Annotated in this window: 19 protein-coding genes and 1 pseudogene; 7 read left to right on the forward strand and 13 right to left on the reverse strand. The window is 58.9% G+C overall.

Annotated elements, in window-relative coordinates; translation table 11 throughout:
* Window positions 1-168: 168 nt before the first annotated feature.
* Window positions 169-909, forward strand: coding sequence for an osmolarity response regulator transcription factor OmpR (gene ompR / locus KVH01_RS08545; RefSeq protein ID WP_043047388.1), 741 nt, complete (start codon window positions 169-171; stop codon window positions 907-909).
* A gap of 117 nt (window positions 910-1,026) precedes the next feature.
* Entirely contained in the window at window positions 1,027-2,340 is a 1,314-nt protein-coding gene (locus KVH01_RS08550; protein ID WP_043047387.1) for an ATP-binding protein, read from the forward strand.
* Between the two features lie 75 nt (window positions 2,341-2,415).
* Here the strand turns inward: KVH01_RS08550 and rimK are convergent, their stop codons facing one another.
* The 3 genes from rimK to rimA are packed head-to-tail and all read right to left on the reverse strand — an operon-like array spanning window position 2,416 to window position 4,593.
* The gene (rimK, locus tag KVH01_RS08555; protein ID WP_003187674.1) at window positions 2,416-3,321 is read right to left on the reverse strand and encodes a 30S ribosomal protein S6--L-glutamate ligase; all 906 of its coding nucleotides are present in this window, start codon (window positions 3,319-3,321) and stop codon (window positions 2,416-2,418) included.
* Window positions 3,318-3,800 (reverse strand): retropepsin-like aspartic endopeptidase RimB, encoded by a 483-nt coding sequence (gene rimB / locus KVH01_RS08560; protein WP_217881148.1) that lies wholly within the window; start codon window positions 3,798-3,800, stop codon window positions 3,318-3,320. The genes rimK and rimB overlap by 4 nt, the downstream gene beginning before the upstream one ends.
* Window positions 3,801-3,813: 13 nt before the next feature.
* Complete coding sequence (gene rimA / locus KVH01_RS08565; protein WP_124375867.1) at window positions 3,814-4,593, reverse strand: S6 modification regulatory phosphodiesterase RimA; 780 nt, start codon at window positions 4,591-4,593, stop codon at window positions 3,814-3,816.
* Window positions 4,594-4,709: 116 nt separating this feature from the next.
* Between rimA and KVH01_RS08570 the strand changes: the two genes are divergently transcribed.
* Window positions 4,710-5,117, forward strand: coding sequence for an RNA-binding S4 domain-containing protein (locus KVH01_RS08570; RefSeq protein ID WP_043047384.1), 408 nt, complete (start codon window positions 4,710-4,712; stop codon window positions 5,115-5,117).
* Between the two features lie 135 nt (window positions 5,118-5,252).
* Here the strand turns inward: KVH01_RS08570 and KVH01_RS08575 are convergent, their stop codons facing one another.
* Entirely contained in the window at window positions 5,253-6,056 is an 804-nt protein-coding gene (locus tag KVH01_RS08575) for a phosphatase PAP2 family protein (RefSeq protein ID WP_217881150.1), read from the reverse strand.
* A gap of 124 nt (window positions 6,057-6,180) precedes the next feature.
* On the opposite strand from KVH01_RS08575, the gene hslO reads away from it, so the two are divergent.
* Together hslO and KVH01_RS08585 are read left to right on the forward strand one after the other, a co-directional pair.
* A complete protein-coding gene (gene hslO, locus KVH01_RS08580) occupies window positions 6,181-7,083 on the forward strand; it encodes an Hsp33 family molecular chaperone HslO (protein ID WP_217881151.1) in 903 nt (300 codons plus the stop codon).
* A gap of 179 nt (window positions 7,084-7,262) precedes the next feature.
* Window positions 7,263-8,804 carry a phosphoenolpyruvate carboxykinase gene (locus KVH01_RS08585; RefSeq protein ID WP_217881152.1) on the forward strand — a complete coding sequence of 514 codons (1,542 nt, stop codon included), beginning with the start codon at window positions 7,263-7,265 and terminating at the stop codon, window positions 8,802-8,804.
* A 57-nt stretch (window positions 8,805-8,861) separates the two neighbouring features.
* On the opposite strand, the gene KVH01_RS08590 is transcribed toward KVH01_RS08585, so the two are convergent.
* From KVH01_RS08590 to KVH01_RS08615, 6 genes and pseudogenes are all read right to left on the reverse strand, one after another.
* Window positions 8,862-9,725: a DMT family transporter gene (locus KVH01_RS08590; RefSeq protein ID WP_225924114.1), complete on the reverse strand. Its 864-nt coding sequence runs from the start codon at window positions 9,723-9,725 to the stop codon at window positions 8,862-8,864.
* A gap of 160 nt (window positions 9,726-9,885) precedes the next feature.
* Window positions 9,886-10,242: a DUF1493 family protein gene (locus tag KVH01_RS08595; protein ID WP_217881153.1), complete on the reverse strand. Its 357-nt coding sequence runs from the start codon at window positions 10,240-10,242 to the stop codon at window positions 9,886-9,888.
* Between the two features lie 281 nt (window positions 10,243-10,523).
* Window positions 10,524-11,000, reverse strand: coding sequence for a hypothetical protein (locus tag KVH01_RS08600; protein ID WP_217881154.1), 477 nt, complete (start codon window positions 10,998-11,000; stop codon window positions 10,524-10,526).
* 289 nt (window positions 11,001-11,289) lie between these two features.
* Window positions 11,290-11,490, reverse strand: a pseudogene (locus KVH01_RS08605) (hypothetical protein); the annotation flags it as partial.
* Between the two features lie 312 nt (window positions 11,491-11,802).
* Window positions 11,803-12,402, reverse strand: coding sequence for a putative adenosine monophosphate-protein transferase Fic (locus KVH01_RS08610; RefSeq protein ID WP_217881155.1), 600 nt, complete (start codon window positions 12,400-12,402; stop codon window positions 11,803-11,805).
* Entirely contained in the window at window positions 12,402-12,572 is a 171-nt protein-coding gene (locus KVH01_RS08615; RefSeq protein WP_124421665.1) for a YhfG family protein, read from the reverse strand. Before KVH01_RS08615 ends, KVH01_RS08610 begins: the two co-directional genes overlap by 1 nt.
* Window positions 12,573-12,860: 288 nt before the next feature.
* On the opposite strand from KVH01_RS08615, the gene KVH01_RS08620 reads away from it, so the two are divergent.
* Window positions 12,861-14,798, forward strand: coding sequence for a RecQ family ATP-dependent DNA helicase (locus tag KVH01_RS08620; RefSeq protein ID WP_217881156.1), 1,938 nt, complete (start codon window positions 12,861-12,863; stop codon window positions 14,796-14,798).
* A gap of 12 nt (window positions 14,799-14,810) precedes the next feature.
* Window positions 14,811-15,242: an acyl-CoA thioesterase gene (locus KVH01_RS08625; RefSeq protein WP_217881157.1), complete on the forward strand. Its 432-nt coding sequence runs from the start codon at window positions 14,811-14,813 to the stop codon at window positions 15,240-15,242.
* Window positions 15,243-15,309: 67 nt separating this feature from the next.
* Here the strand turns inward: KVH01_RS08625 and KVH01_RS08630 are convergent, their stop codons facing one another.
* The 3 genes from KVH01_RS08630 to fdhD all read right to left on the reverse strand — a co-directional run bounded on the left by KVH01_RS08630 (window position 15,310) and on the right by fdhD (window position 19,211).
* Complete coding sequence (locus tag KVH01_RS08630; RefSeq protein WP_005783837.1) at window positions 15,310-15,795, reverse strand: glycine zipper domain-containing protein; 486 nt, start codon at window positions 15,793-15,795, stop codon at window positions 15,310-15,312.
* 231 nt (window positions 15,796-16,026) lie between these two features.
* The gene (locus KVH01_RS08635) at window positions 16,027-18,375 is read right to left on the reverse strand and encodes an FdhF/YdeP family oxidoreductase (protein ID WP_217881158.1); all 2,349 of its coding nucleotides are present in this window, start codon (window positions 18,373-18,375) and stop codon (window positions 16,027-16,029) included.
* Window positions 18,372-19,211 carry a formate dehydrogenase accessory sulfurtransferase FdhD gene (gene fdhD, locus KVH01_RS08640; protein WP_217881159.1) on the reverse strand — a complete coding sequence of 280 codons (840 nt, stop codon included), beginning with the start codon at window positions 19,209-19,211 and terminating at the stop codon, window positions 18,372-18,374. The genes KVH01_RS08635 and fdhD overlap by 4 nt, the downstream gene beginning before the upstream one ends.
* Window positions 19,212-19,317: the final 106 nt, after the last annotated feature.

Below are 19,317 nucleotides of genomic sequence, written 5' to 3' on the forward strand. Positions count from 1 at the left end.
TGCACGGAGGCGCCGCATTATAACCAGCGTTCTGCCCTTGGGGGGTACTGCGCCGGAGGTTGTAGGGCGTGGGTTCGCTGGCAGTAGATGAAAAATCTGCTAACAATGCACACGGTGCGTATAACGGCAGCTACGCCATAATGCGCGCCGAGATAAGAGGAGCATCCAATGAGCAGCACCGCACAAACTGCTGAAGGCGAAAAAATTCTCATCGTTGATGACGATCCGGGGCTGAGCAGCCTGCTGGAGCGGTTCTTCAACTCCAAGGGCTACCGTGCCCGCGCGGTGCCGAACACCGAGCAGATGGATCGCCTGCTGGGGCGTGAAGTGTTCAACCTGGTCGTACTCGACCTGATGTTGCCCGGCGAAGACGGCCTCACAGCCTGCAAGCGCCTGCGCGGTGCCAACAACCTGATTCCGATCATCATGCTCACCGCCAAGGGCGATGAGCTAAGTCGTATCAAGGGCCTTGAACTGGGCGCTGACGACTACCTGGCCAAGCCGTTCAACCCTGACGAGCTGATGGCGCGGGTCAAGGCTGTATTGCGTCGCCAGGCAGCACCTGTGCCGGGTGCGCCGGGTAGCGAAGACGAAAGTGTCACCTTTGGCGACTACGAGCTGTCCCTGGCCACCCGTGAGCTCAAGCGCGGCGAAGAAGTGCACATGCTCACCACCGGCGAATTCGCGGTGCTCAAGGCCTTGGTGATGAACGCTCGCCAGCCCCTGACTCGTGACAAGCTGATGAACCTGGCTCGTGGCCGGGAGTGGGACGCTCTGGAGCGCTCCATCGATGTGCAGATTTCCCGGCTGCGCCGGATGATCGAGCCGGACCCGTCCAAGCCGCGGTACATCCAGACGGTGTGGGGTGTGGGTTATGTGTTCGTGCCGGATGGCACCGCTACCAAGTGACCGATGATTTGCAGGGGCGGGTATCCTGACGTTTGACTCCATGAGGGTCGACGGGATGCCCGGCGTCTGCAATTCTGCGAGCGCCGTTCGTTCCTGCAAGGTGTGCAGCTTTCATCTATGAAAACCCCGCTGTGGTTCCCGCAAAGTTTCTTTTCCCGCACCCTTTGGCTGGTGCTGATCGTCGTTCTGTTTTCCAAGGCGCTTACGCTGGTTTATCTGTTGATGAACGAAGACGTGCTGGTGGATCGGCAGTACAGCCATGGCGTCGCCCTGACGTTGCGTGGTTATTGGGCTGTAGACCCTGAGAACCGGGAAAAAGTGGCCAAGGCGTCGACCTTGACCCGGGTTGATGGGGCCGGCGTGCCGGAAGGCGAGCAACATTGGCCTTACAGCGAGATCTACCAGCGCCAGATGCAGGCCGAACTGGGAGCCGACACCGAGGTGCGCCTGCGTATGCATGTTTCGCCTGCACTGTGGGTACGAGCGCCGAGCCTGGGGGATGCCTGGATCAAGGTTCCGCTGTACCCGCATCCGCTGCGTGGGCAGAAAATCTGGAACGTGCTGGGGTGGTTCCTGGCCATTGGCTTGCTTTCGACGGCGTCCGCGTGGATTTTCGTCCGTCAGCTCAACCAACCCCTCAAGCGTCTGGTATTTGCCGCCCGCCAGTTAGGCCAGGGGCGCAGCGTGCGCCTGCCGGTCAGCGACACGCCCAGTGAAATGACCGAGGTGTACGGCGCCTTCAACCAGATGGCGGAAGATGTCGAACAGGCTGGGCGTGAACGCGAGCTGATGCTGGCGGGGGTGTCCCATGATTTGCGTACGCCGTTGACGCGACTGCGCTTGTCCCTGGAGTTGATGGGCGACCATACCGACCTGACCGATGACATGGTCCGTGACATCGAGGACATGGACGCCATCCTCGACCAGTTCCTGGCGTTTATTCGCGATGGGCGTGATGAGGTGGTGGAAGAAGTCGACCTGACGGACCTGGTGCGCGAGGTGGTTGCGCCCTATAACCAGAACGGCGAGCAGGTGCGTATGCGCCTGGAGCCGATCCAGCCATTCGCATTGCGCCGGGTGTCGATGAAGCGCCTGCTGAACAACCTGATCGGCAATGCCTTGCATCATGCCGGTTCCGATGTGGAAGTGGCGGCATATGTCTCTGGTGACAGTACTGCCCCTTACGTAGTGCTGAGTGTGATGGACCGGGGCGCGGGGATCGACCCTGCCGAGCTTGAGGGCATCTTCAACCCCTTCACTCGCGGCGACCGAGCCCGGGGCGGCAAGGGCACGGGCTTGGGCCTGGCGATTGTGCGGCGAATTGCCTCGATGCATGGCGGCAATGTTGAGTTGCGCAACCGGGAAGAGGGCGGGTTGGAGGCGCGGGTGCGCTTGCCGCTTGGGCTGATGTTGCCTAGAGATGCGGTCTGACTGGTGACATAAATCAAATGTGGGAGGGGCAAGCCCCCTCCCACATTGGTTTTATGTCGGGCCTAAAATAGGTTTTCAACCTTTGCCCTTGGTCCGAGTCATATTCGGCCCGCCGTTCTTCTCCAGATGCTGAATGATGATCCCTGCCACATCCTTGCCGGTGGTGGTCTCAATCCCTTCCAGGCCCGGCGATGAGTTCACCTCCATCACCAGAGGACCATGGTTGGAACGCAGGATATCCACTCCCGCTACACTCAAACCCATCACCTTGGCTGCCCGGAGCGCAGTCATGCGTTCTTCCGGAGTGATCTTGATCAGGCTGGCGCTGCCGCCACGGTGCAGGTTGGAGCGGAATTCACCGGGCTTGGCCTGGCGCTTCATTGCCGCAATCACCTTGTCGCCCACCACGAAGCAGCGGATATCCGCACCACCGGCTTCCTTGATGTATTCCTGCACCATGATGTTCTGCTTGAGGCCCATGAATGCCTCGATCACCGACTCCGCTGCCGTTGCGGTTTCACACAGCACCACGCCAATGCCCTGGGTGCCCTCCAGCACCTTGATCACCAACGGCGCGCCATTGACCATCTCGATGAGGTCGGGGATGTCATCCGGCGAGTGGGCAAACCCGGTCACCGGCAGGCCGATGCCCCGGCGCGACAGCAGTTGCAGCGAACGCAGTTTGTCTCGCGAACGTGCAATAGCCACGGATTCATTCAGGGGAAATACCCCCATCATTTCAAACTGGCGCAATACCGCGCAGCCATAAAACGTCACCGAGGCGCCGATACGCGGGATCACCGCATCGAAGCCTTCCAGGGGTTTGCCCCGGTAGTGAATCTGCGGTTTGTGGCTGGCAATGTTCATGTAGGCACGCAACGTGTCGATCACCACCATTTCATGGCCACGTTCGGTGCCGGCCTCGACCAGGCGGCGGGTGGAATACAGACGCGGGTTTCGCGACAGCACAGCAATCTTCATGCAGCACCTGGGGCAGAAATAGTGGAGACCGGGAACACCGGCTTGTCTTGAACGTACTTGACGCCGGGGCTGACCACCAATTGGCCGTCAATCAAGGCTTTGGAACCGAGCAGCAGGCGATAGCGCATGGCCTTGCGGCAGGCGAGGGTGAACTCCACCCGCCACACCCGGTCGCCCAGCGCCAGGGTGGTACTGATCACGTAGCGCACCTGCGCATGACCGTTGGAGCTCTTGATGGTTTTCATCGTCATCAGGGGCGCTTCGCAGCGGCGGTGACGCAACTGCACCACGCTGCCAAGGTGTGCGGTAAAGCGCACCCACTGTTCACCGTCGCGCTCAAAGGGCTCGATATCGGTGGCGTGCAGGCTTGAGGTGCTGGCACCGGTGTCGATCTTTGCGCGCAGGCCCGCCACTCCCAGGTCGGGTAGTGCCACCCACTCACGCAGACCCACAACGGTCAAATGGTCAAATGTCTTCAATATGGGTAACCGGTTAATTCGCCCAGGCCTGAGGAGAGACCTCGGCCAAGGCTTTGAATGCGGGCCTGGCGAACCAATAGCCCTGCATCAGAAATATTCCGCAGTCGAACAGGAAGTCGCGCTCGCCGGCACTTTCGATACCTTCGGCGATGACAGTAACCCCCAACTGCTCACAGATTGTGACAATCCCCTGGACGATCACCTGGCGGACACGGTCCTGGTCGACATCGCGGATCAGTGCCATGTCGAGCTTGATCAGGTCAGGTTGGAAGTCGGCCAGCAGATTCAGCCCCGAATAGCCCGCGCCGAAATCGTCGATGGCGGTCATGAAGCCGAATTCGCGGTATTCACGCAGAATATTGGTCAAATGGCGATAGTTATCTACATGCTCGTGTTCCAGGGTCTCGAAAATCAACCGGTCCAAAGGAAAGTTATGCGCCCGCGCCGCCTCCAATGTGCTGCGAATGCACAGCTCAGGCCGGTACACGGCATTGGGCATGAAATTGATGGACAGGCGGGTTTGCATTCCCAGGGCAGAAGCCCCGGCAATAGCCTGGGTGCGGCAGCGCTGGTCGAAGCGATACCGGTTGCTTTCATTGACCCGCTCCAGCACTGACAGCGCGCCTTCGCCGTGTGTGCCCCGCACCAGGGCTTCGTGGGCGAAAATAGAGTGATCCCGAAGGTCTACGATAGGCTGGTAGGCGAAAGCGAAATCAAAGCCCAGGGGCTCGCTTTGCTGGCAACCCACGCACCGCTGGTCAGGCGAGGTGAGTGAAGCGGGAAAGTCGGTCACAGCGGATCCTCGCGAAATCAGGGTACTACCTGGCGTATCTTAGGTGAGCCTTGGGGTTTATGCGTCGAAGGGTTTCAACGGTAAAGTTGCGACATTTTTCAGAGCGAGGAATTCAAGTGGCTCAAAAGCAGGAAGAGGAAGAAAAGGTCCGGCTGGACAAGTGGTTGTGGGCGGCGCGGTTCTATAAAACTCGTGCCCTGGCCAAGGCCGCTATCGAAAGTGGCAAGGTGCACCATCGAGGTGAGCGCTGCAAGCCGGGCAAAGAGCCGCGTATCGGTGATGAGTTTCAGGTTCGTACAGGTTTTGATGAAAAGACTGTCGTGGTGCAGGCGCTTTCTGCCGTGCGCCGTGGGGCACCCGAAGCGCAGGCGCTGTACACCGAGACCGAAGCGAGTATTGCCAAGCGCGAAAACGCAGCTGCCATGCGCAAGGCTGGAGCGACTGGTATGACCACCGATGGCAAGCCAAGCAAGAAGCAGCGCCGCGATCTATTCAAGTTCCGCGGCAGTGGCAACGACGATTGATTACGAATCTCCTGCCGGCAGCAGATCAAAATGTGGGAGGGGGCTTGCTCCCGATAGCAGAGTGTCAGCCAATACACTTGTGGCTGAGCCACTGCAAATCGGGAGCAAGCCCCCTCCCACATTTAACCCGCGCATTTAAGAAGCGGTGCGTATGACGCTCAATCGCCCGACCACCGGCAGTTTGCCCAGCAACCCGAATACCGGCGCAGTTACCCGCAACAGGAACCCCGACACCTTCGCGGCGAACGGCGTGTAATACCCCCATCCAAGCGCCAACAGCGCCAGCAGCACCCCACCAATATAATCGTCCTGGCCCCAATGCGCGCCGGCAACCAGTCGCGGCGTCATAAACAACAGCGCGAGGCCCCAGATCACCAGCACCTGGCTGACGCGCTTGGCAAACACCGTCATGAACATCCCCCAGATCAACAGCACCGAAGCGTGATCGCCGGGGAAGCTTTGGCTTGAGCGGTCCTTCAACTCCCAGGTTTTTTCCAGCCCAGGGAAAAAATCACTCATTTGAATCGCGCCGCTGATCACCATCGACGGGCTACTGTGCTGCCAGCCCATCTGGGCTGCGAGCTTGGAGAACAGCATGCGAATAAACAGCAACAGCAGCAGAATGCCTAGAAAACCAAAAAACGCCTGGCGCACCTGCACAGCCTTGAACACCCAATCGCCGCGAATCAGTAACGCCAGCAAAATCACGCCGACCACCGCATCAAATGGCCGCAGGCTGGCCACGGCCCACACATGCAACCAGGTCGAGCTGGTTGCCAGCGGATCATTGAGCAGATGAAACAGCCACTCGTCGAAAATTACACAGAGCATCTGGCCCGTGGGCCACAGCCAAAAACACAGCAGCCCGATAGCGAGTAGATTGCAAAGAGCCCATCGCCGGAGGTTCCAGTTGGCTTGGAACAAACCCGGATTGTTCATAAACTGTCCCTCATCGCTCTATTAAGCTCCTTGTTTTCAGGAGAAGTCGCACCAACATGGTGCTAAAGCGTTTAATTTTATAAACCTTGTAATCATTTTGTCATCACTTCAGATACCCAGACCTATGACCGATCTACCGGATACCGACTTCACCCAACGCTTTATCTTCGATGAGAGCGACGCCCGCGGCGAGATGGTCTCGTTGGAGCGCAGCTATGCCGAAGTCCTCGCTAAACATGCCTATCCGGAGCCGGTCGCGCAGTTGCTCGGCGAGCTGATGGCCGCTGCGGCGCTGCTGGTTGGCACGATGAAGTTCGACGGCTTGCTGATCTTGCAGGCTCGCTCCGAAGGGCCGATCCCCATGCTGATGATCGAGTGCTCCAGCGAGCGCGAAATCCGCGGCCTGGCTCGTTATGAAGCGGACCAGATCGCTGCGCACGCCACCCTGGCCGACCTGATGCCCAACGGCGTACTGGCCCTTACCGTCGACCCGACCGAAGGCCAACGCTACCAGGGCATCGTCGACCTCGATGGCGAAACCCTGTCGGAATGCTTCACCAACTACTTCGTGATGTCCCAGCAAGTGGGCACCAAGTTCTGGCTTAACGCAGACGGCAAGCGCGCCCGTGGCTTGCTGGTGCAACAACTGCCGGCTGACCGCATCAAGGATGACGATGATCGCGCTGAAAGCTGGCGGCATATCATCGCCCTGGCCGACACGTTGAAGGCCGAAGAGCTGCTGGGCCTGGACAACGAAACCATCCTGCACCGCCTGTATCACGAAGAGGCCGTGCGCCTGTTCGATGAACAGGGGCTGCGCTTCAATTGCAGTTGCTCGCGCGAGCGTTCGGCCAATGCCTTGGTCAGCCTGGGGCTGGAAGATGCGCAAAATCTGGTGGTGGAACACGGCGGCCATATCGAGATCGACTGCCAGTTCTGCAACGAGCGTTATTTGTTCGATGCCGCGGATGTAGCCCAATTATTCGCCGGAGCAGGTATCGACACCCCTTCCGACACCCGCCACTAAAACGTTTAAGCACAGGTAAATTACCTGTCGAATGCCGGATTAGAGGCGTTCTGACGGGAGGGCCCTACTCTTTTTGGGCTTTTCTGGCATAATCCGGCCCACTTTTTTCGCGGTAGTAGTGCGCAACTTTCTACTACAAAACGTTTGGAGCACTCGGCCATAGGCCGACGGGGAACCTCATGACGCAAGCCAATAACGCCGTATACACCGATCTGAGTGTTGACGATCTGGTCAAAGAAGCCCTGCAGCGCGGTGAAGGCGTGCTTGCCGATACTGGCGCGCTGGTCGTAGAAACCGGTCATCGTACCGGGCGTTCGCCGGTTGACCGTTTCATCGTTGAAGAGCCTTCCACCCAGGACGCCATTGCCTGGGGCCCGATCAACCGCAAGTTCCCGGCCGACAAGTTCGATGCCCTGTGGGCTCGCGTCGAGGCGTTCAACAACGCGCAAGAGCATTTTGTCTCCCACGTGCATGTAGGTGCTTCCGAAGAACACTACCTGGCCGTGAAAATGACCACCCAGACTGCCTGGCAGAACCTGTTCGGTCGTTGCCTGTTCATCAACCCGGCCCAATACAACCCGGCCGGTCGTGAAGAGTGGCAAGTGCTCAACGTGGCCAACTTCGAGTGCGTGCCAGAGCGTGACGGCACCAACTCCGACGGTTGCGTGATCCTCAACTTCGCCCAGAAAAAAGTGCTGATCGCCGGCATGCGTTACGCCGGTGAAATGAAAAAAGCCATGTTTTCGGTGCAGAACTTCCTGCTGCCGGCCTCCGACGTATTGCCGATGCACTGCGCCGCCAACATTGGCGAAGCAGGCGACGTGACCCTGTTCTTCGGCCTGTCCGGCACCGGCAAGACCACCCTGTCTGCCGACGAAAGCCGTTACCTGATCGGTGACGACGAACACGGCTGGGGTGAAGGCGTGGTGTTCAACATCGAAGGCGGTTGCTATGCCAAGTGCATCGACCTGTCCGAGAAGAACGAGCCGGTTATCTGGAAAGCCATCAAGCACGGTGCCGTGCTGGAAAACGTGGTGATCGACGAGGCCAAGCACGCCGACTACGCTGACGTCAGCCTGACCCAGAACAGCCGTGCCGCCTACCCGCTGGAGCACGTTGCCAAGCGTTCCGAAAAGAACCTGGGCGGCGAGCCAAACGCGGTGATCTTCCTGACCTGCGACCTTACCGGCGTGCTGCCGCCAGTGTCGATCCTCAGCGAAGAACAAGCGGCCTACCACTTCCTGTCCGGCTACACCGCATTGGTGGGCTCGACTGAAATGGGTTCCGGCAGCGGCATCAAGTCGACCTTCTCCACCTGCTTCGGCGCGCCGTTCTTCCCACGCCCGGCTGGCGAATACGCAGAGCTTTTGATCAAGCGCATCCGTGGTTTCGGCTCCAAGGTCTACCTGGTCAACACCGGTTGGACCGGCGGCGGCTACGGCGTCGGCAAACGCTTCAACATCCCGACTACTCGCGGCGTGATCGCCGCGATCCAGAGCGGCGCGTTGATCGGTGCGCAAACCGAACACCTCGACACCATCAACCTCGACGTGCCATTGGCCGTACCGGGCGTTGAAACCGGCCTGCTGAACCCACGTAACACCTGGGCTGACAAAGCCGCCTACGACGAAGCGGCGAAAGCGCTGGCTGGCCTGTTCATCGAGAACTTCAAAAAGTTTGAAGTGAGCGATGCGATCAAGGCTGCGGGTCCTAAGTTGTAAGACTTAGCTGTTGTGAAAAAGCCGCCTCCTGCAGGCGGCTTTTTTGTACGCGCAGGGTTAATGGGCGATGTGCAGCACCACCGCGCCGACCAGCACCAGCAAAACCCCGAGCACCTGTACCGCCGACAAGCGCTCCTTGAAAAATACAAACCCCAGGATCGCCGCAATCCCGCCCGATAGCGTACTGATCACCGTCACCACCGATACCGACCCCGCCATCGCACCCCACGAAAACGCCGAGAACCCGCCGAGGTTCATCAGGCTCGCACCGGTCAACGTCGCGCAATTTTTCAGCGGCGGGATCTTCAGGCCGTCCTTGATCCTCAGCACCATCACCACCAGCACGCACAGGCCCACTAGGTACCCCAGCCATAGCATGGTGATCGGCCCCAGCGCCGGCAGTGTGTAGCGGCCTTGCAGCCAGAAACTGGTGCCATACAGTGTTGCTGCGAGCATGGCGTAGGCGATGGACAGGCGCGGGTTGTTGTGGGGCGTGCCGTTGTCCTTGTGGATGCTGGACAGGACCACGCCAAGCACGCACAGGGCGATGCAGCCCAGTTGTATCAAGCTGATGTGCTCACCGCTGGCCCAGGACAGCAGGGTGGTCACTACACCATAGGAAGTGACCAATGGCGCGACGATGGCAGCCTTGCCCAAGGCAAACGCCTTGGACAGTGCGAGGGCGCCGGAAACGGTCAGCAGGGCGGCTGCGATGCCCAGGAGCCAGACGCTTAACGGCGCATCGAGGGATTTGAAAAGGTAGGTCGGGAATATGACCAGCAGCAACGTCATAATCAGAAAGCCGAGGGCTTGGCCGAAATACACCGCGCGCTTAACGCCAACGGCGCGGGCATTGAGGCCCACGAGAAAGTCCGTGCCACCCCAGAGCAGGGCGGCCAGCAGGCCCATTAGTACGTCCATGTAAGGTCCTTGTTATGTATACCGCTCGCCAGATTAGCGCAGAGCCAATGTGGGAGAGGGCTTGCCCCCGATGGTGGTGAATCAGTCAGCTTATCTATAGCTGACCCACTGCAATCGAGGGCAAGCCCCCTCCCACATATGGATCTGAATGCTCTTGGGATCAGCTCAGGTTTTCCAAGGACTGCGTGTCCCACCTGTGGGTCTTGATCGCCAGGTAGAGCATGCCGATGGTCAGCGGTATTTTGTCGCCACGGCCTTTGGCGCGTCGCTTCAAGAATACGTCGAACATCGGCGGCTGAAAGTAACGATAAGCGTCGTAGTCGCTTAGGTCGACCCCGAAATCCTGTTCCAGCGCATCCATGAATTGCTTGGCCTCAACGCCATCGCAGGCAAGGTCGAAGTTGAGCGAGGTTTGCAGGCTAATGGTCTTGTGTTTCGGCAGACCGATTTCTTCATGCAGCAATTGCAGGAGCTGCTGCATGACCGGGTCTTCGGGGAAGTTGGGGGTCAGGTTCATGGTGGGGGTGCGTAGGAGTGGGTGAGGGGGCCTTTTACGTTGCCGGCGGTGTTTGTTTCGCGTGATGAAGAGAGCCAAGCCTATCAAGAACAAGGCCAGGGGAAGAAGTTGAATGTTCAGGACAATGGCGATGTAGGGTAGCCAGAACAACAGGAGCAGTCCCGTTACGATGAAGGTAACGGCGAGACGCGTTCTTAACGTGCAGTCAGTGATTTTGTAATACAGCAACAGATGGAGAGCGAACAATAGCGCTGTTTGTAGGTAAAGCCATTGACTAAAGTTCATCTGGAGTACACATGCATTGAGACGCTTGAGCGCTGCGGGCCTATGCCACCGCTGACCTGAGCATCCAGGCCAATGACGATGTCTGCGCTGTGAAAGTTGTGGATCCTGTGAGAAATCAAATCGCTGATAGCGTTCTCGACTATCGATTCTGCTTTGCTGGATATGATCCCGACAGGGGCTGCAACTGCGCCAGAAATGATCTTTTTTATGAGGTTGTTTCGATTGTTCAAGCAATCTGCCTGCTCCCTGGTCAGTGGCTTTGAGACGGCGACTGTCATTACGCAGGGTAGATCTCGGGCAAGCATCTTTTCGTACAACTTCCGCAGCCGCAAGCGGACCTCTATCGCTGAAGCTTTTGCTTGCAGCAAGCAAAGTGTGGCTAGCTCTTGTCGATTGTTTGGCATCACGGTGAGTCGAATTACCGTGAAAGTGATGCCATAGTGGCCGATATATTGAGTCCTTTCGATGTTCACGGTTTTTTCCGAGACAGGTGATAGGAGGTTATGTTCAGTCGGCTACGCGTAACTGGTATAGAGGGTTGAGCGGGCATTTGAAGCAGTTTGGGAAACGGATGGCGTGACGTTTGGCTGTGTCTTACAAAAGCCTCCGGCATTTATGGCTTGCAACGATGTAATGGGCAAAGCTGATCAGTTGTAGGAGCGAGCGTGCTCGCGAAAAACTCAAAAGCGCCGCGTTTTTTCTGATTTACCGCGTCATCGTTGGCGATTTTCGCGAGCAAGCTCGCTCCTACACAGGTGTTGCTTAGACTTGCGCTTGTTCAGGTTGCAGCTGAACGTGTTGCGCGGCTTCCAGCAAATCACAGCCGTCCTGAACGAGCAGGTACAGCGCATTGATGATGTGGGAAATGTCTTTGAGGTCGGCGTGGTCGAAGGTCAGGCAGGAGAAGGTTTCCAATAAGTCGCTGGCGGCGCGGATACGCTGGTGGGCGGCTGATTGGATATCTTCAGCCTTGTCTTGAACTTACTCGGTTTGCTGTTAGGTAACCGACATCACCGTGGCCAAACGGTGGGTGGCGGACTGTGCGCGGGTTGGCCAGCCGGAAACAGCAATCCGACACGTCCGAAGACGTCCCACACACAGCCGCCATAGCAGTGCGTTACGAGACGATAGACGTTCGCAAGGCAAGTAATGGCACTTATGTGTGCTGTTTTCGAGTGACCAAACCCGGTCGCTGAATTGGCAGCGGCGAGCTGAACCTTAGAAGTGAGGTTGTTCTCGAGCAATAAACAGGTGGTTTAGTCATTCGCGGTTCGATCAGGCATTGAGAGGCTTACTGATACACCGCCCAAAAATCGCCTCCAATCCCCGATAATCACACGCCACCGCATCAATATTCGCCGGTATCCATGCCGCGTGTTTCACCAGCCACCAATTCACCGAAAACCCCGCGTTTACGATGATCTGTTCAAACAGGATCCGCTGTGCCCGTCCATTGCCTTCACGGAAGGGGTGGATAACATTCAGGTCGCCATAAGCTTCAGCGATTTGATGGACGAGATCGGCCTGGGACACGCCGACATACCAATTGGCGTCGTGCATATGCCGGATGATTTTCGCCGCTTCCGGCAGGATACGCTCCGGAGTGCAGAACAGCGTGTCACCTTTCTGGATGTTGACGCTGCGCAGTTCGCCGGCCCAATCGTAGACGTCACCGAACAGGATGCGGTGGATGTGTTGCAGACGATCAAGGTCGTAGGGCGGCGGAAATAGCGGAAGGTTGGCTACGGCAATTTCGGATAACTCCCGCTCGGCTTGGTGCAGGCGGTGTTCATCGAGCAAATCGAGGCGGTTGCGCAGGACGCTGCTATCCGGGTAGCAGTACGGGTCCTGGCCCACCCCGTATTTGTCGAGCATCAGCGTGAGGTATTGCGGTATTTGGCCAGGACGGCTTCGCGGGTCGGCAGGGGCTTGTCGACATCGGCCGGTTGGGTATCGAACCCTTCCAGGCGCAAGCTGGCCAGGTAATTGGAACGGCGGATTTTGTGATAGTGATCCTGTTTTTGCTCAAACGTCGGTTCGCTCATTGCAGCGTACTCCTGGTTAGCAAGGCTTTGATTGTAGCGCAATGCATCATCGTACAGGCAGGTTAAAAAACCACCAACCACCCGAACATGGGACGCGGGCAACGCTGCGCCCTACATTTGATTCTGCCGCTTCCTGCTATTTCCTAGGAAAAGTCCCACTTCGGCCCTGGGCCATCCCTCGCCCTGTGTATCATCCTGTCTCTTTTTTCCTTGCGACCTTTCTCGATTCGCTGAGATTCCCAGGCTATGTTTTTGAGCCAGCCCAGCGGTCAATGGAGTGACAGCCTCATGCACGACACCCTCCAGCAAGTCTTCGGTTATCCACAGTTTCGTCTCGGCCAGGAAGAGACGGTCAGCGCCGTCCTGGCCGGGCGCTCCGCGGCGGCCATTTTCCCTACGGGGTCGGGCAAGTCCCTGTGCTATCAGCTTTCGGCGGTGCTGCTGCCGCACCTGACGCTGGTGGTGTCGCCCTTGCTGGCACTGATGCAGGACCAGTTGGGTTTCCTGCAGCGTCACGGTATTTCGGCGGGCAGCATTGATTCGGCCCAGAGCCGCGATGACGCCAATGATGTCATGGCTCGTGCGCGTTCAGGCGAGCTGAAAATCCTGATGATTTCCGTGGAGCGCTTGAAGAACGAGCGCTTCCGTAACTTTTTGCAAAGCGTGCAGATCTCGCTGCTGGTGGTGGACGAGGCGCACTGCATCTCCGAGTGGGGCCACAACTTCCGCCCGGACTATTTGAAGCTGCCGGACTACCAGCGCCAGTTCAATATCCCACAGGCTTTGCTGCTGACCGCGACGGCCACCCCCAAGGTAATCGCCGACATGCAGGCCAAGTTCGCGATTGCCCCCGGAGATGTGGTGACTACCGGCTTCTATCGGCCCAACCTCAACCTGCTGGTGGAACCGGTCAGCGGCCAGCACAAGCGCCGCAGGTTGGTTGAATGGATGAAGGAACGAGCCAACCAACCGAGCATCGTCTATGTCACTTTGCAGAAAACCGCCGAGCAGATTGCCGAGCATCTGAACCGCCACGGCATTCAGGCCGAGGCTTATCACGCGGGCTTGCCCCACGATAAACGCGAGGGTATCCAGCAGCGTTTCATGGGTGGGCGTTCCAATTGCATTGTTGCAACCATCGCGTTTGGCATGGGCATCGATAAAAGTGATATCCGCAATGTGGTGCACTTCGACCTGCCCAAGTCCATCGAGAACTACAGCCAGGAAATCGGCCGTGCAGGGCGTGACGGGCAGCCGTCTGATTGCCTGGTGTTGGCCAATCGCGACAGCCTCAATGTGCTGGAAAATTTTGTGTATGGCGACACGCCGGAGCAAGAGGGCATTGGCCGTGTCCTCGAGGAGTTGCAGGCCGCACGCAGCGAAGGGCAGTGGGAGTTCCTGCTCAGGTCGCTGTCCGACCACAGCAACATCCGCGAGCTGCCACTCAAGACGCTGCTGGTGCAATTGGAGCTCAAGGGCGTGATCGCACCGCGCTATGCGTTTTATGCTGAATACCGCTTCAAGTACCTGGTCGAACCTGACGCCTTGCTCGCACGGTTTTCCGGTGAGCGGCAGCAGTTTGTCGCGGCGATCATCCAGGTGTGCAAGCGTGCGAAAACCTGGGCAACGGTGGATTTCGACGCGCTTTATCAACAGCACAATGCCGAGCGCAGCCGGGTGGTAAAGGCGCTGGATTACTTCCAGGAGCAGGGCCTGATCGAGCTGGAAAGCAAACAGATGACGGAGGTCTACAGTTTGCTCGACACCGATTTCGATCCACGGGTGTTGAGCGCTGAGTTATACACAGGCTTCAAGCAGCACGAAGTGACAGAGGTAGCGCGGATTCATGCCATGCTCGACCTGTTCGCCACCGAATACTGCCTGGGGCAACGTCTGGCGCAGTACTTCGGTGATGAAAACGCTCCCCAGCGTTGTGGACATTGTTCGGTGTGCCACGGCCATGTCGCGCATCTGCCGCCACCGCCAAGCCTGCCGCCACTTGTGGATAAAAGCTTCATGGGGCTGTGCGGCGATTTTATCCACAGGCATCATGAGCACACTGGCGAGCTACCCGGTGCCGAGCGGCTGACGCGGTTTCTCGGCGGTATCAGCGTGCCGTTGTTTAACAAGTTGAAGGCGCGGGGCATTCCCGGGTTTGCCGCGCTGGAAGACTACCCCTACGCCGAAGTGCGCGACTGGGCCCACGCCCAATTAGACCTACTCTGACGAGACTTGCCGATGCCTGACTCAACGCCCCTGCGTGCCGATTACCGCTACTTCCAGCCGATCACCACGCGCTGGCACGACAACGATGCCTACGGCCATGTGAACAACGTCACCTACTACAGCTTTTTCGATACGGCAGTGAATACCTACCTGATCGAACAGGGCGGGCTGGATATTCACGACGGTGAGGTGGTGGGATTCGTGGTGAGTTCGGCGTGCGATTACTTCGCTTCGATTGCCTTTCCCGAGCGCATTGAAATCGGCCTGCGGGTAGGCAAGCTGGGCAATAGTTCGGTGCAGTATGAGCTGGCGGTGTTCAAGGCCGGCGAAGAAGAGGCCTGCGCTGCGGGGCGCTTTGTGCATGTGTTTGTGGATCGGGCGTCGAACCAGCCCGTGCCGATACCGGGGATCTTGCGCGAGGCGTTGCAGCGACTGGTGGTTTGACCTTGCGGCACCCCATGTGGGAGGGGGCCTGCTCCCCCCACATTAGTACTGCGGTGCTCTTCAGAGCTTACCGATGACGGTAGTGATGCTTGTTCTTGCGATGCCCGTAGGCATGGCCGCGGCCTGGGTGGCCGTCGCGGTAGTAGCGACGATCGTCACGGTCACGGTCGCGATAACGGCGGTCGTCGCGATCACTTTCGTTGCCCATGTAGTTGCCCAGCGCACCGCCCGCGCCACCGCCGGCCGCCGAGCCGATCAGTGCGCCGGTACTGCCGCCGACACTGCGGCCCACGACGTTGCCGCCGGCTGCGCCCAATGCGCCGCCAATGGCGGCTTCGCCTCGGCTGCGCTTGTCGGCACCGACCGCACTACCGCCCGCGCCGCCCAGGGCTGCGCCGATGGTCGAGCCGGTGTTGCCGCCCAACTGTTGGCCGACAACAGAACCTAGAACCCCGCCCAATGCGCCGCCTACACCGGCTTCGGTGGTGCCACCGGCCATGGCTGCGCCACTGACCAGGCCAAGGGACAACAAGAGAATCGAGGAGAACTTCATTCAGGGAAACCTCAAGGGGATGACGGCGCGATCCTGAGGTTGTATCGAGACGCTGACAATCGAAATCCGACCGGCGGCAGAGGTTGTATACAATTTGCTAAGTTACTGTTTTTTATCGGGAACTTAAGTTGTTTTTGCAGGTCTTTAGTTACTTCGGAACGGCCGCTTTTATGCAAAAGCGGCCTTTTTTGTGCCCGTGAAAGCGGTAGTTCAAACAACAGAGATCCCGGGTCAGGCCGAGCGCGCCATGATCAACCCAGTATCACTTGCCGCCTCAAGGCGAATCGCGACGAACTTCGACGTCGGCGTGTGGCTACCCTCGCCAGTGCTTTCCAGCGGCACCAACGGATTCACCTCCGGGTAGTACGCCGCTGCCTGCCCCGCCGGAATATCAAACGCCAGCAAGGTAAAGCCCTTCACACGGCGCTCACGGCCATCCTCCCACAACGACACGATGTCAGCCTTCTGCCCTGGCTTGAAGCCCAGGCGGATGATGTCGGCTTCGTTGACGAACAATACGTCACGCTGGCCCTTGACCCCGCGATAACGGTCATCCAGGCCATAGATGGTGGTGTTGTACTGATCGTGGGAGCGCATTGACTGCATGATCAGGTCCGGCACCCGGCCTGTGGCATGGGTACGTTCGTGGATCAGGTCCTTGGGCAGGATGTTGGGGCGGAAGTTGGCGCGGCCCGATGGTGTGTTCCAGCGGCGTGCACCGGCCGAGTTGCCAAGGTAGAAACCGCCTGGGTGCTTGATGCGCTGGTTGAAGTCCTTGAAGCCCGGGATGGTGTCGGCAATCAGGTCGCGAATGCGCCCGTAATCGGCCACCAGCCAATTCCAATCCACCGGTTTGCTGCCCAAGGTGGCGGCGGCAATCCCGGCCAGGATCGCCGGTTCGGACTTCATCTGCGCCGACAGCGGTTGCAGTTGGCCGTTGGAGCCATGGACCATGCTGAAGGAATCTTCCACTGTTACCGCTTGCGGGCCGTCGGCCTGGATGTCGATATCGGTACGTCCCAGGCATGGCAGGATCAGCGCGTCTTTACCGTGCATCAGGTGGCTACGGTTGAGCTTGGTGCTGATTTGCACGGTCAGGTCGCAATTGCGCAGCGCTTCGAAGGTGCGCAGGCTGTCCGGTGTGGCTTGGGCGAAGTTGCCACCCAGGCCGATAAACACTTTGGAGCGACCCTCAAGCATGGCGTGAATTGCTTCCACCACGTTGTGGCCATTGTCACGTGGCACTTGGAACTGGAAGCGACGCTCCAATGCGTCAAGGAAGGCTGCCGGTGGGCGCTCGTTGATGCCCATGGTGCGGTCGCCCTGCACGTTGCTGTGGCCGCGCACCGGGCACAGGCCGGCGCCTGGGCGGCCGATATTGCCGCGCAACAGCATCAGGTTGGCGATTTCCTGGATGGTCGGTACCGAGTGGCGGTGCTGGGTGATACCCATCGCCCAGCACATGATCACGTTCTTGCCTTTGGCGTACATGCGCGCCGCCTGTTCGATCTCAACCAAGGTCAGGCCGGATTGCTCGACGATTTCTTCCCATGAGGTGTCGTCAATCTGGCCCAGGTACTCCAGTACGTTGGTGGTGTGCTCGTTGAGGAAGTCATGGTCGAACACCGCTTCCTTACCTTCGGCCAGGGCCTGGCGTTCCCACAGCAGCAGGAACTTGGCCATGCCACGCAGGATGGCCATGTCGCCGCCGAGCGCGGGGCGGAAGTAGGCGGTATTGGTCGGTTTGTCGCCGTTGGTGAGCATTTCCAGCGGATGTTGCGGGTGCTGGAAGCGTTCCAGGCCGCGTTCCTTCAGCGGGTTTATACACACCACTTGGGCGCCGCGCTTAACCGCTTCACGTAGCGGTTCGAGCATGCGCGGGTGATTGGTGCCGGGGTTCTGGCCCCAGACGAAAATAGCGTCGGCATGTTCGAAATCGTCAAAGGTCACGGTGCCTTTACCCACGCCCACACTCTGGGCCAGGGCTACGCCGCTGGCCTCGTGGCACATGTTCGAGCAGTCCGGGAAATTGTTGGTGCCGTAGGCGCGTACAAACAACTGGTACAGGTAGGCGGCTTCGTTGCTGGCGCGGCCCGAGGTGTAGAACTCGGCCATGTTCGGGCTGGGCAGTGCGTTGAGGTGCTTGCCGATCAGGTCAAAGGCCGCTTCCCAACTGATGGGCATGTAGCGGTCGGTCGCAGCGTCATAGCGCATCGGCTCGGTCAGGCGGCCCTGGTATTCCAGCCAGTAGTCGCTTTGCTCCAGCAAAGCGGTGACGCTGTGCTTGGCGAAAAACGCCGCATCGACGCGGCGCTTGGTGGCTTCCCAGTTGACCGCCTTGGCGCCGTTTTCGCAGAACTTGACCATGCCGCTTTCCGGTGAGTCGCCCCAGGCGCAGCCCGGGCAATCGAAACCACCGTTCTGGTTGGTCTTGAGCATCATGCGGATGTTTTTCAGCGCATTGTCGCTGGTCAACCAGGCTTGCGCCACGCTGATCAGTGCGCCCCAGCCGCCGGCTGGGCCTTTATAGGGCTTGTAGCGTGGGGTTGGGGTCTGGTCGGCTTGGTGGTGAAGGCTCATGGCTGGTACTCCATCGCTGGGCTGTAGACCCGTGGCGCGCTTTTCTGCGGCAGGTGGATGAGATTGAGGTTGTGCCGACGCGCCCATTGCAGGGCCAGGCCGGTGGGCGACGACAGGCTGACCAGAGTCTGGATGCCGGCGCGCAGGACTTTCTGGATCAATTCGAGGCTGCAGCGACTGGTGACAATGGCCAGACCGCCGTCGGTCGGAATGTTTTCGCGGACCAACGCGCCGATCAATTTATCCAGGGCGTTGTGCCGACCGATGTCTTCGCGGCCCATCAATAATTCACCCTGGTTGTTCATAAACACCGCCGCATGCACTGCGCCGCTGTACTGGCCCAGGGGTTGGAACGCGCTGATGCGCTGGCGCAGGCCGTCGAGCCATTCGGCTGGCGGCAAAGACGCACCAGGCAGCACTTGCAGGTCGGGCAGGGCCTGTTCAACCGCTTCTACTCCGCACAGGCCGCAGCCGCTGGTGCCGGCCAATTGGCGGCGCTGCTGCTTGAGGTTCCAGAATGCACGGCTGGAGATCTGCACCTGGGCGTATTGGGCAGAGCCGGAGCCGCTGATTTTCAGGTCATAAATGTCGCTGACGTCGGTGATAATGCCGCTGCCAAGGCTGAAACCGACGATGAAGTCTTCCAGGTCAGTGGGCGTTACCAGCATCACCGCCTGGCTGATATCGTTATAGGCAATTGCCAACGCCACCTCTTCAGCCAGCGCAGTACTGGCGACTTCAGTGTGTTCAAGATTGCAATATTGATAGCTCTGGCTGGCGACGGGCGCGGTCGTTTCGAGTGCGGGCGCCGCGCAGGTTGGGCGCTTGGCGTTCATGGGGCAGTACCACCGGCGGATTGATCAGTGTTTAGACTAGGCGCGACAAAGGGTCGCGTCTAATTGCCAGTATTGATCTATTGATAGATGGCGTCGATCACGGTTG

The organism is Pseudomonas khavaziana (assembly GCF_019145205.1).
In the GTDB taxonomy this organism is placed as follows: Bacteria; Pseudomonadota; Gammaproteobacteria; order Pseudomonadales; family Pseudomonadaceae; genus Aquipseudomonas; species Aquipseudomonas khavaziana.